Below are 12,207 nucleotides of genomic sequence, written 5' to 3' on the forward strand. Positions count from 1 at the left end.
CGGATTCACCCGGCATGCCGCACCGGCGGAGCATCCGCCTGCAGATACACATGTTCCACGATTCGGAAAATTATTTTTTATGCACCTCCACCTTCAGGAAACCCGTTTTCGAAGTGGATACCGGAGAAAGCAACCGCTCGGACACCGCTTTAATATCATTCGTCAGCGAATCCACCTGGAAAACAACCGTCTGATTCGTCTGCCACCCGGTCCCTTCAACCAGATTAGTGGAGTGCATTACTTCGATATTCACAAACGGCAACGCCTCAACAGCCCGGCGGTAAGTCACCCCGAAATAGTCCCCGTCTGTGTCGCTGAAAATCTGAAACACCGGCTGATTCCCGGTATTGTCCTCCCACGGCTTCAGGCCCATCGCAAACTCATCCAGTGCCGTCAGATCGTCATCAAAATAATCCGTATCCGGTTCCATCACTTCCGCGTCTCCGGCATAACGGGTTTCGAAATCGTCCGATAACCCATCGTCGTCAAGGTCGCGCTCCAACGGATCTCCATACGTCACATCCAGCACCGCCGCAGCCAGATGCCCGCCGCCTGAAGCATAGGTGACCGAAATGACATTCGTCTCTGACAGCAGTGCCGTCGGTACATCCACCTCCCAAGCCTGCAGCAGATCCGAAACTTCACCCATCTGATTAGACGGCATGGAAACCGCCGTACCGTTTACCAGTAGCGAAGAAGGCAGCCATGAGTCCACATTTCCAGCGGAAATACGCAGCCGTGCATTCAGAATATTTCTGCTCAGATCAATTCCCGAAATTGAAACCGAACTGGGCGAACCTCCGATAATCGGCAAAATCATCGTATCCCCGAAATACGTGATTTTTTCATTATCTTTCTGCCCGCTCGGCGTACCGGAAAGGTTCAGCGTCAGCATCACGGCTTCGTAACCGCTGAGGGTAAGATATTCCTCCGAAATACTGAACGACCCGACAGAAACTTTAGTTGCATCGGAAACCGCATCCCAGTACAGCCTCGAAATTTCCGCTGAAAGAATCGACGCATCGCCCGTTAAATAATCCAGTTCCACATTCACATCCGAATCGAGTGTATTATACATAACCAGCCGGACGGTGTTTCCATCCTGGAGCGCATGCACCAGCACATCGGGATTGCCGGACGAAACCTCCAGACGTGCGCCTCGGAAATCCTGCCAGAATTCATAGAGCCGGATCATATCCGTCCATACATAATTACCGTTGCCGTCATCCTGCAGCATGGCACTGGCCCATGATGTGGAGCTTGCGGTATTGAACGGAATACTCCGCCCCATCAGCCCTCCACGTTCCAGAAACTGGAAGAAAAATGAATTCTGACCGCGCATATTCTGCCAGAATTTTTCATTCAGAGACCCTTCCATATCCGGCAGATGCCCGAACTCGGTAATCATCAACGGCCGGGTTTCCCCAATGCGGATCACGGAATAGTTGTTGATCATATCCATAATGGCTTCCGCATTGGGTCCCATACGGGAATACAGGTGAACGGAATAGGCATCCATCGATGCCCCCGCAATATCAATGAATTCCACCCAGTCACGATTCCAGATCCCGAAATCCTGATATTCAAACGCCGGCCATTTCCCACCGAATCCCACAAATTTTGTACCCAGGTTATCCGCATGCACCCGATCCGCCACCGTTTTCGCCAGTACACAGATATTGCTCCAGGTCGTCCCCAGCTCTTCAGCCTCTCCGTTGATCTCATTCGAAAACTCATACCACGTCATTCGTGGATAAAACATCTGGATATATTTCGAGACGAACTCGGCATTCGCCTCGTGATCCCAGGTACGGAATCCGTTGGGCGGTGCATTGGTAATATCTTCGACCGACGGAAAATGAGTATCGGTGTGGCTGGTAGTGATGTTATCGGTTGTATTATTATGCTCAGGGCTTCCCGCATTTACCCAGCTGTTGGAAGCACTGGCAATCTGACTGTTCATCTGATCCAGATCCCAGTAACCCGGACGATCCGCATCCTCTTTAATCCCCATCATCTTCCAGCGGACTCCGAAACCGCGTCCGGCATAGACATCAAGATCTTCATAAAGATATTCCTGCTGAGCCTCACTGAATCCACTGGTCCCTGCATGTACACTGAACAGGTTTTTCCGGATAATCTCCAACTGCCCATTGATCGATCGACGCCGTGTAACATCCACCCGAACCCGAACCGCATCCGACTCCGGCTCCGGCTCGGCCGGCACTTCCGGAACAGCCGCCTCCTGCCCGATCCAGCGTATCTCCTTCAGAATAAAATTATACTGAACAGCATCATCCGTATCACCGGTTTCAATATAGAGTCCCCCGCCCGTAACGGCGGACAAATCAGGAACTCCAGCTGCCAATAGAGCAGGATCGTCAATTGCGTATTTGGCATCGGCATCCAACTCATTCATTTCTGCTGAAGCCGCTTCATCCACCTTCAACCAGCTCAGACCCAATAGTTCCACAGCATATGTTCCGGAAGTGACAACTGCAGTCGCCTCCGAAAGATACCAGTCAGATTCGGCATCACGAACCATCCACCGAATTTCCTGTTCAGGCGCCGGCGTTCCGATATCCACTTCAATCCGCTCCAGATCCAGCGCAAGGCTTGCAAAGGAAGTTCCGTTTGTATCAAAAACCGTATAAAAATACGTTCCGCTGTAATTCGCTGAAATGGTATCATCGGCATTCGTGTTTCCATAAAGCTCCAACCGCTGATTACCGCCGCTGATATTGATATTGCCCCGCCAGCCGTTCACTGACGCATGTGTACAACCGCCCCACGTGAACCCGGAACCCGACATGGCAGCCGGCGTTTCGCCAGTATCATTACAAATGGAAAAACCATTCGTCGTTTCAAAACTTTCAACCAATGTCGTTTGAGCAGCAACCTCCGCCAATCCGGCACTCAATAGACTGGAAATAAAAAATACAGCACTCAGCCTCCCGCAGAAGATATGTTGCAACAACCAACAGAACGTTCCCATACGATTCCCCTCCTATTGAATAAATAACAACCGCTCAAAATATGAGATTTACACATTATGCCGGAATACCCGTACAATGAAACATCCTTTGTTATCGATCTCACACCGGAAAACAAAAAAGCGGAACTGAAATCAGTTCCGCCGATATCGCTTTCGAATTTCCTCAGCCTTTCAACCTCAGCAGTATCTCCATCGACTGCTTCTGCATCTCCAGCACCCGCTCTTCAGAATCAGCCTCGTTATAACAGCGGAATTCCGGCGCGTTACCCGATGGGCGCATATGCAGTATTTCCGATGACTGAAATGTCACGCGCAGTCCATCCGTCCGGTCAACCGACTCAACCGGCCCGAACAGATCACTGAATACCGTTTCGATGGCCGAAACCTCTTCAAACCGCTCCAGAATTTTTGCACTCTCCTCCGTCGGAAAATTCTGAATACGATCACTCGCCGTAAAACGCTGAGGCAGATCCGCCAGCAGTTGTGAAATCGGTTTACGTTCCTGAATCGAGAGCAGAATAATGCTCAGCACCGGAAGCACCGCATCGCGCGTCGGCAAAGCCCGCAGCTCATTCCCGAAAACCGAAAATTCGGAATTCGTCAGAAACCCACCGTTGGCCTCATAACCCACGACTCCTTTTTTCCCGGAAAAGCTCGCTTCGATCATTGAAGCCACCACAAAGGGCGAACCGATTTTTGTCCGGCGGATATCCTCAAACCACCCGCATTTTTCCAGCGCAGTATTACAGCTCACCGGCGTGCTGACCGAATCCGCACCCAGATATTTCGCCGCCAGAATGCCCGCCACATCGCCACGCAGCCACACACCGTTTTCATCGGAAATCAACGGCCGATCACTGTCTCCATCAGTTGACAGAATGGTATCGAATCCGTTCTGTTCCGACCACTCGGCAGCCAGTTTATAATCCTCATCACGAATGGCCTCCGTATCCACCGGCACAAAAGTATCCGAAAAACCGAGCGGCGTAACATCCGCACCCAGCCCCGAAAAGATTTCAATCAGCACATCACGACCCACCGCCGAATGCTGATAAATACCCACTTTTTTGCCCTGCAGACAGTCTTTCGGAAATGCCCTCAAATAACGCCGGACATATTCAATCCGCGCATCAATATGTTCTTCCGGAAGCTCAAACCCGGCACCGGTAAAAATCGAATCATCCGTTTCAACAACCTGTTCACGAATCTGCTCTTCATCGAACTTGAGAATTTCGCCGGTACATTTATTGAATTTAATGCCGTTGCGGTCAGCCGGAATATGACTTCCCGTCACCATAATGGCCGGGCAGACGTTTTCCAGCCCGTACAGTGCCACCGCCGGAGAAGGAATCCGGCCGCAGTTTACCGGCACATAACCCATATCAGAGGCCGCTTTGGCCACCGCCCCCATAATTCTTCCCGTACTCGGACGGAGGTCCCCAGCAATCGCCACCGGTTCGCCGGACTTTTTCAGCTCACCGGATTCCTCCAGATACTGAAGAAACCCTTTGGTGTAGGCATAACAGACCTGATCGGTCATCTCTGTCGCCAGGCCGCGTGCGCCACTGGTGCCGAATTTCACACCGCTCTTCGCCATCAAGTCGTTGATTCTGATTTTCATAAGAGTTTCAAATTCCGAGGTTAAACAAATTGAAAAAAGCGATTTACGGATCGATATTTTCGAGTTTTGTCGGATTGTCCAGATCAATTCTGCGGTAATAGCAGTTACGCGGTTCACCTTTTGAATTCTTTGTGTGGCAGATCCCGCCACGGTTCGGACGTACAATGAACAGCAGTGAATTCTGCTCACAGTTGACATAAGCTTCCAGCAGCTCGAAGGTTTCGCCGGAAGTCTCCCCCTTAACCCACAGCTCCTGCCGCGAAGAACTCCACAGCACCAGCATTTTCCGTTTAAGTGATTCCTCAAATGCAAGCTGATTGATATAGGCCACCAGAATCACTTCCTTCGTATCCGCATTTTGCACAGCCACCGGAATGATACCTTTTGTTCCTTCAACCGCCTTTTCCAGCTTGTTCCAGTCCAGCGCTAATTCAAATCCTTCTTCAAGTTCTTTGCTCATAATCTCTCCTTCAAGTGAAAGTGCAAAACTATACGCATCTGCAGTCCGCTTGCCAATCTCTCAGCAGACAGATTATGAACCGAACTGTCCGTCCTGCCTGATCAGCTTCGTTACTTCCCTGTATTTTCGTTGCATAAAGTGGGATGCAGCGAAGCAACTGACAACATTGGGGAAGATGAATGAAAAGACGAAATGTACTCGCCTTCGGAACGGCGGCAGGTGGCGGAGCATGCCTGCTCACACTGACTACCGCCTTCAAAACAGACGTTCAGGCGCAAGAAAAACCGCATAAACTTGAGCCGGAAAATCCGGAAACAGAATGGGGATACGCCCCGCTCACCGCAGATGATACCGGCCGCCTGGCCTACAATGGTTATGCCGAAGGCAGCTGCATGTTTGCGGTGGCTAACAGCATCATCAAACAGCTGGCTGAACGCTTCGGCGAACCCTACACCTCGTTCCCGATTCACATGATGAAATACGGACACGGCGGAGTCGGCGGCTACGGAACCGTTTGCGGAGCACTGAACGGAGCTGCAGCAATGATCGGTCTTGTGGTATCCAGTAAAAAGGACCAGAACGCCCTGATCACCGATCTATTCCGCTGGTACGAACAGAGCCGGCTTCCGGTTTATACCCCGGAAACAGCACAGCTGGATTATACGCCGGAATCCTCCACCGCAGCCTCTGCACTCTGTCACGCATCGGTAACTAATTGGTGCAAAGCGTCAGGACACGGAGCAAACAGCAAACAACGGAAAGAACGGTGCAGCAGACTTTCAGCCGATGTTGCTATTCAGGTCAGCAGCATGCTCAACCGCTATTTTGACTGCGAATACGAAACTCCGATGTTCAGCGGTGAAACTTCGAATAGCTGCCTGACCTGCCATGGCAAGGAAAGCAAACTGGAAAATACCAGCGGTCAGATGAACTGTACATCCTGCCACACCAAATCAATCGGCCACCGGCTCTTTGCCGATGTGCATTACAAATGCATAGGAGAAACCGAGTAGCGATTCAGAGACGGACTTCAACGCCTTTGTCGCGCATATATTTCTTCAGCTCACCGACCGTGAGTTCGCCGAAGTGGAACAGCGATGCCGCCAGAACGGCATCTGCTTTCCCTTCGGTTACCGCATCCACAAAATGCTGTTTCGTCCCGGCTCCCCCGGAGGCAATCACCGGCACATTCACCGCCTCGGAAATCGTGCGGGTCAGCTCCAGATCATAGCCATCCCGGCATCCGTCGCAATCCATACTGGTCAGCAGAATTTCGCCCGCGCCGCGCCGAGTGCCTTCAATGGCCCACTCCACCGCATCAAGTTCCGTCGGATTCCGGCCGCCATGCGTATAAACCCCCCACGTACCGTCACCCTTTCGCCGCGCATCAATCGCGAGCACGGTACACTGCGAACCGAACGATTCCGAGCACTCGTTGAGAATGTCCGGATTACGAATGGCCGCCGTATTAAACGAAACCTTATCCGCGCCGGCTTTCAGCATGCGGCGCACATCCGGAGCTGTACGGATTCCTCCTCCGACCGTCAGCGGCATAAAAACCTGTTCTGCACACCGCCGGACAATATCCACCATGGTATCCCGACCATCGCTCGATGCCGTAATATCCAGAAAGGTCAGCTCATCCGCACCCTGCGCCTCATACGCTTTGGCGCACTCGACCGGATCACCCGCATCGCGCAGATCCACAAAATTGACCCCTTTAACCACACGCCCGCCGGTTACATCCAGACAGGGAATAATTCGTTTTGCCAGCATAGAAATTTTCCTGAAGTTTCAAGCCCGTGACGATATTCCAGGCTTTGCAAAAACGCAAACGGGTTTTAGAGGCTATTCCACCTCCACCCCTGCACCATCTTCCGGCTCCGGCTCCACACACCGGCAGGAAAATGATAAATCGGGAAGATCCACCTGCGTAAGCTGAACAAAAATTTCCTGGTCCAGCGGAATATTCTCCACGCGGCGAACTTTCGCATCGATGGCCAGTTCGGGAATCAGCACCGTACCGCGGTCATCCCGCTTATCCACCAGAATACCGCGATACACCTTTTCCGGCTGCTGCTGCATATGCAGCAGCGTCCAGTGACGGTTACTCGACCGCTCCGCCCGCGCCGCACTTCCGCCGCCCTCATCCGCCTGCGCCACACGCGACAGCATATCGGATTCGCCGATCAGCTCCCCACCGCGCAGAAATGCGCGTAGCTGCTGATGCACCAGCAGGTCGGAATATCGACGCAGCGGACTGGTGACTCGTGTGTAAGGCTCAATCCCCAGCCCTGCGTGCAGGCCGGGCTCCAGATGAAGACCCGATCGCTTAAACTTTTTCCGATACATAAACTTTTCCGCCATAGTCTCAGGCGTCGACGGTTCATCCGGCGGCGGCTGCGTTGCAAAAGGCGCCGGAATGTTATGCCCAATCAGAAACCGGGCAACCGCCTCCCCGGTCATCAGCATGGCGTCAGTGACCATATCCCGGCTCTTTAAACGCGGCAGCTGCTTCACACAAACAGAATAACGCACAGATTTTCTCAAACCGAGCTCATCCTCACCCTGCAGTTTATACAGCCCACCCTCTACCGAGGCAGACAGCTTCACCTCCGGCAGATCAATCACTGAAGCTCCGTTGGCTATCCGACGAGCCCTGTATTTTTCGGTCAGTATCAGCATATCCGCAAACGGCGCCTCATCCAGACGCGTATCCACCTCGGCATAACTCAAGCGCTTTACGGCCACCCAGCTCGGAACTATTTTTTCGCACTGCGGAGTGCCGTCATCTTCAAATGATATCTTAAACGAAAGCGCAGGCGACCGCTCCGTCAATCCCAGCCCAAGAGCCTCCGTCACCGGCTCGGGCAGCATGTGGATCACCGTTTCCGGCAAATAGAGGTTCGCCCCGCGCACCCGCGCCTCAACATCCAGCGGCGAATCGGGAAAAATCAGCGCGGCCGCATCGGCCACATGAACCCAGAGACAATCACCGTCCAGACTGATCGCATCGTCCGGATCACTGCAGTTATCATCATCAATCGCATAACTGGCCAGCGCAGTCAGATCCTCGCGCCCCTCATCAGCCAGCACCGGCACTTCCAACGGCGGCTCCACCAACGCACAGCCTTCGCGCGCCGGATACGGATTCACGGTCTCATCCCAGATTCCCAGCTTTAAAAGAAGCCGGTGCGCCTTTTCCGGCCGGAGTTCAATACCCAGTTCTTTCAGCGTCCGATTCGTCACGGCCCGGCCATAGGCCAGCCGCTCCACTTCAGACAACGCTTCAAAATCTTCCGGACCGACCGCACCGGCTTTCACCCGTTCAAGGTACGCGTTCCAGCCGGCAGCCTCTTCCTCCCTGGCACGGCGCTTCTTCAGCGTCTCAGTCACCTCGGCTTCGGAGCGCGCCGAAACCGCCTCCACCGTTCCCGAAAAGTAGAGATTCTCCTGCAGCGTCTTCCAGGCAAACCAAACCGTCACCGGCGTTTCCTCGCCATAGATAAATTCTGCCAGTTCCACAAGCGAAACGGTTTCGTCCTGCAGCAGTTCCCAGGCCTCTTCAATGTTCCCGGCGGGTTCCGTATCCAGCGCTCCCAGCGACTTTATCGGTCCGTCGTGCAACAGCACGATATCCTTGGGCCGCACCTTCACCTGCCTGCCGCCCGCGCGTTCAATCAGGATTTTATCCCCGCCTCCGCCACCACGGCCGGAGCGTTTTTAAACAGAACTAAATTATTCGAACGAAAAGCGCGCGGCATCATTTCTCCTGAACAGCGGCGTTATACACATCAATAACCGCAACCTTGTTTTCACGGGCCAGCCTGCGGCAATCCTCAATTTCCGGCGACACCGTGATGACTTCACCGCCCCGCTTCCCGACTTTCAGCCGCACGTCACCGAACGGCGTTTTCACTGTCTGAAAACTGCGCTCCAGCACCGTCCGCTTTTCCAGCCGCTCCCGAATGCCGAATGTCGTCGATTCAGCAAAAATCATTCCGAGCATTTTTTCGCGGTCGGTAGGCAAACACAATACCGTCAGCAATGTGCCCGGCCGATTCTTCTTCATCTGAACCGGCGTGTTAAATACATCAAGCGCACCGGCTTCGAGCAGCGAATCAAACAGGCCGCCCACCAGTTCCGGTGTCATATCATCCAGATTACATTCCAGCACCAGCACTTCATCCGGTGTCTGATCTTCCAACGTTTCATAAAGTGTCGCCCGCAAAAGATTCGGCCGGCCATTCAACTTCCGGTGTCCGAAACTATAGACGGTTTTCACGGCCCGGCTGACGGCCTTCGGAACCACTGCAGTACGCCACGTTGAGATCAGCGCCGCACCGGTCGGGGTAACAAGTTCAAACGGCTCATCGACCTCCTGTACCGGAAAACCTTCCAGAATCCGCAGGGTCGCCGGTGCCGGGTTCGGATACGTTCCATGTGCACATTCAATCGTGCCATGCCCTTGCGGAAGACTGCGGATCGACACTTCATCCACGCCTAGCTTATACCGTGCCAGACAGCAGCCGACAATATCCACAATCGAATCCATCGCCCCCACTTCATGAAAATGGATTTTTTCAATATCCACGCCGTGAATCGCCGCCTCGGCCTCACCGATTCTCTGAAAAACATCTAAGGCCTGAAATTTTACAAAGTCCGGAAGAGCACTGGCCTCAATCAGCTTTTTAATCGTGCTCAGATGGCGGCCGTGATGATGGTCGTGATGCGCGTGGTCATGATGATGGTGATGCGGGGCGTGCAGCAGCACTTTTCCGCGAACGCCGCTCATGCCCTGCTCGATTATTTCATCAACCACAATTTCGAAAGGGTCCACCTTCAGTGATTTCAGTTCTTCGTTCAGTTCATTCACTGAAACACCAAGCCCCACCAGCGCCCCGAGAATCATATCCCCGCTCGCCCCGCCAATACTTTCAAAATGTAACGTTCTGCTCATGATGCTCCAAGCATGGCAGGTTTTAGTTTTCGCGCCAAGAATCAAACGGCGAGGTCACGGCACTCGGAGCCCCGTAATTCCCCTCCTATGAAAACCGGACCAGTCCCGCTTCGCGCAGACTGATAAAATCGGTATTCATATGGGTTCTGCGATGACCCAGCACGATATGATCCAGCACCTTGATGCCCATTACGTTTCCGGCCTCGATCAGCTGCTTCGTAACTTTAATATCTTCTCCTGACGGCGTCGGATCGCCCGACGGGTGATTGTGCGCCAGAATGATCGAAGCACAGGACAGCTCAACCGCTTTTTTAAACAGTTCACGCGGATGCACCAGACTGCTGGTGAGGGTTCCCTCGCTGATTTTCTGCGGCTCCCCAATCAGCCGGTTTTTAGCATCAAGCATCAGTGCCCAGAAAATTTCTTTCTGAAGGATCCGTGCGCGCTCCCGCAAAACAGCGGCCGCCTGCTCCGGCGTGGTCACTACCGGACTTTCCCCGACACTTTCCCGGGTCAGACGCTGTGCCAGCTCCATCGAGGCCTTAATCATCTGTGCCTTCACTTTTCCAATACCCGGCAGTTTTTCATCCCGCGCCATTTCATTCACAGACGCTTTCGCCAGAGCCGTCAGGGAACCGTAGCGCGAAAGCAGCATCTGCGACAGTTGAACCACATTCACTTTCGTTGTTCCGGTACGGAGAATCAAAGCCAGCAACACGGCATCGGAAACATTTTCGGCCCCCACACGTTCAAATTCCTCCCGCGGACGCAGTTGTGCGGGCATATCACAGACACGGAGACTCTGCCCCTTTGTGGAATATTCAGTCTGAATGGATTCACCCGGCATGGGAACTATTTTCCGGTTGATCCGAATCCCCCGGTGCCCCGGGTGGTTTCCGATAATTCCTCTACCAGCTCATAGTAGATCGGCGAACAGTCGCAGGCAACGATCTGGAACAGACGCTGTCCCTTTTCCGCAGTATAGGGTTCCCCTTTGATATTATCGCACATCGCCATCAGCTCTCCGCGATAACCGGCATCAATCAGGCCGACTGAGTTCGCCAGACGCAACGGCGTTTTGGAAATACTCGAACGCGGCATCAGAAAATAGGCGCGGCCGTCTTCAGGCTCACAGGCAATCCCCAGCCGAATCGCTTTAGTATCGCCGGGTTCAATCGTGATATCTTCGAGCACATAGAGATCGAGCCCCGCATCCCCTTCGTGAAAATGGCCGTGATCCGAGTAAATTTCGCGTGCTGTATCGTTCAGCGGTTTGATTTTAAGATGCATCTTCTATCCTTTTTTGAGTTTCAGAATTCAGAGAATGTAAAACAACCTGCGGCCATAATCCATAAAAGAGTTTTATACGATACCGGCAGCAGCGCTTATCAGGCAGAGCCCTCACCGTCCCGCGGTTTGCCGCCTCCCCGGCGGCCTCCATTTAAGTATTGTACTTTCCTTCCGTCCATGTATTTGGTGTATTTCGTGATCACTTTGAATATAAGGAAAAAGAACATGCTTAAGTTAGCCATTTTCGGGTCGGGATCAGGAACCAACTGCCAGGCGATCATCGATGCGGTGGAAGCCGGAACACTGAACGCCGAAATCAGGTGCGTACTGGCCGATAAGGAAGACGCCTACATTCTTGAACGAGCTCGCACACACAATATTCCCGCCATTTACATTGACTGTGCCCCCTTTAAAACCAAACTCGACGGCGAGGCCGAGCTGTTCGTTCTCCGGACCCTGAAAGAGCACGACGTCAATTTTATCGCCCTTGCCGGTTTCATGCGGATTGTTAAAGATGGTCTTCTTAAGGCCTATGAAGGCCGGATGATCAACATTCATCCCTCGCTGCTGCCCAGCTTTCCCGGTCTCGACGGCGGGAAACAGGCCTTTGAATACGGTGTTAAATTTACCGGATGCACGGTTCACTTTGTCGATGCGGGCGTTGATACCGGGGCCATCATCAACCAGAAAATCATCTCTATCGATGATGAGGATACACTGGATACCATGATGGAAAAACTGCATGCGCAGGAACACATCGCCTACCCCGAAGCGCTTCAATGGATTGCCGAAGGAAAAATTCAGCGCAACGGACGGCGCATCAAAATAACGTAGCCGAAACATCCGTCTTCATCATGTGTAATAGAGAGAAAAAGCTTTCT

Annotated in this window: 10 protein-coding genes; 2 read left to right on the top strand and 8 right to left on the bottom strand. The window is 52.9% G+C overall.

Going from position 1 to position 12,207, the window contains the following annotated elements; translation table 11 throughout:
- Positions 1-70: 70 nt before the first annotated feature.
- The 3 genes from EGM51_06995 to EGM51_07005 all read right to left on the bottom strand — a co-directional run bounded on the left by EGM51_06995 (position 71) and on the right by EGM51_07005 (position 5,076).
- On the bottom strand, positions 71-2,995 hold the full coding sequence (locus EGM51_06995; protein ID QBG47156.1) for a hypothetical protein: 2,925 nt from the start codon (positions 2,993-2,995) through the stop codon (positions 71-73).
- 163 nt (positions 2,996-3,158) lie between these two features.
- Positions 3,159-4,610, bottom strand: coding sequence for a phosphomannomutase (locus EGM51_07000; GenBank protein ID QBG49263.1), 1,452 nt, complete (start codon positions 4,608-4,610; stop codon positions 3,159-3,161).
- 49 nt (positions 4,611-4,659) lie between these two features.
- Positions 4,660-5,076, bottom strand: coding sequence for a phosphoribosyl-AMP cyclohydrolase (locus tag EGM51_07005; GenBank protein QBG47157.1), 417 nt, complete (start codon positions 5,074-5,076; stop codon positions 4,660-4,662).
- Between the two features lie 179 nt (positions 5,077-5,255).
- On the opposite strand from EGM51_07005, the gene EGM51_07010 reads away from it, so the two are divergent.
- Complete coding sequence (locus tag EGM51_07010; protein QBG47158.1) at positions 5,256-6,089, top strand: hypothetical protein; 834 nt, start codon at positions 5,256-5,258, stop codon at positions 6,087-6,089.
- Positions 6,090-6,093: 4 nt separating this feature from the next.
- On the opposite strand, the gene hisF is transcribed toward EGM51_07010, so the two are convergent.
- From hisF to dut, 5 genes are all read right to left on the bottom strand, one after another.
- The gene (gene hisF / locus EGM51_07015; GenBank protein ID QBG47159.1) at positions 6,094-6,852 is read right to left on the bottom strand and encodes an imidazole glycerol phosphate synthase subunit HisF; all 759 of its coding nucleotides are present in this window, start codon (positions 6,850-6,852) and stop codon (positions 6,094-6,096) included.
- 72 nt (positions 6,853-6,924) lie between these two features.
- Positions 6,925-8,763 carry an RNB domain-containing ribonuclease gene (locus tag EGM51_07020; protein ID QBG47160.1) on the bottom strand — a complete coding sequence of 613 codons (1,839 nt, stop codon included), beginning with the start codon at positions 8,761-8,763 and terminating at the stop codon, positions 6,925-6,927.
- A gap of 76 nt (positions 8,764-8,839) precedes the next feature.
- Positions 8,840-10,036, bottom strand: a complete 1,197-nt coding sequence (gene larC / locus EGM51_07025) for a nickel pincer cofactor biosynthesis protein LarC (protein QBG47161.1) — start codon at positions 10,034-10,036, stop codon at positions 8,840-8,842.
- Positions 10,037-10,121: 85 nt separating this feature from the next.
- Positions 10,122-10,883 carry a JAB domain-containing protein gene (locus EGM51_07030; GenBank protein ID QBG47162.1) on the bottom strand — a complete coding sequence of 254 codons (762 nt, stop codon included), beginning with the start codon at positions 10,881-10,883 and terminating at the stop codon, positions 10,122-10,124.
- A gap of 5 nt (positions 10,884-10,888) precedes the next feature.
- Positions 10,889-11,326: a dUTP diphosphatase gene (gene dut, locus EGM51_07035; protein ID QBG47163.1), complete on the bottom strand. Its 438-nt coding sequence runs from the start codon at positions 11,324-11,326 to the stop codon at positions 10,889-10,891.
- Between the two features lie 177 nt (positions 11,327-11,503).
- On the opposite strand from dut, the gene EGM51_07040 reads away from it, so the two are divergent.
- Positions 11,504-12,160, top strand: a complete 657-nt coding sequence (locus EGM51_07040; protein QBG47164.1) for a phosphoribosylglycinamide formyltransferase — start codon at positions 11,504-11,506, stop codon at positions 12,158-12,160.
- Positions 12,161-12,207: the final 47 nt, after the last annotated feature.

The organism is Verrucomicrobia bacterium S94 (genome assembly GCA_004299845.1).
Taxonomy (GTDB): Bacteria; Verrucomicrobiota; Kiritimatiellia; order Kiritimatiellales; family Pontiellaceae; genus Pontiella.

What these genes read in the sequence shown, in the direction of transcription:
- EGM51_06995 (QBG47156.1), bottom strand. Translation starts at nt 2,995, where the DNA reads ATGGGAACGTTCTGTTGGTTGTTGCAACATATCTTCTGCGGGAGGCTG.
- EGM51_07005 (QBG47157.1), bottom strand. Translation starts at nt 5,076, where the DNA reads ATGAGCAAAGAACTTGAAGAAGGATTTGAATTAGCGCTGGACTGGAAC.
- EGM51_07010 (QBG47158.1), top strand. Translation starts at nt 5,256, where the DNA reads ATGAAAAGACGAAATGTACTCGCCTTCGGAACGGCGGCAGGTGGCGGA.
- hisF (QBG47159.1), bottom strand. Translation starts at nt 6,852, where the DNA reads ATGCTGGCAAAACGAATTATTCCCTGTCTGGATGTAACCGGCGGGCGT.
- larC (QBG47161.1), bottom strand. Translation starts at nt 10,036, where the DNA reads ATGAGCAGAACGTTACATTTTGAAAGTATTGGCGGGGCGAGCGGGGAT.
- EGM51_07030 (QBG47162.1), bottom strand. Translation starts at nt 10,883, where the DNA reads ATGCCGGGTGAATCCATTCAGACTGAATATTCCACAAAGGGGCAGAGT.
- dut (QBG47163.1), bottom strand. Translation starts at nt 11,326, where the DNA reads ATGCATCTTAAAATCAAACCGCTGAACGATACAGCACGCGAAATTTAC.
- EGM51_07040 (QBG47164.1), top strand. Translation starts at nt 11,504, where the DNA reads ATGTATTTGGTGTATTTCGTGATCACTTTGAATATAAGGAAAAAGAAC.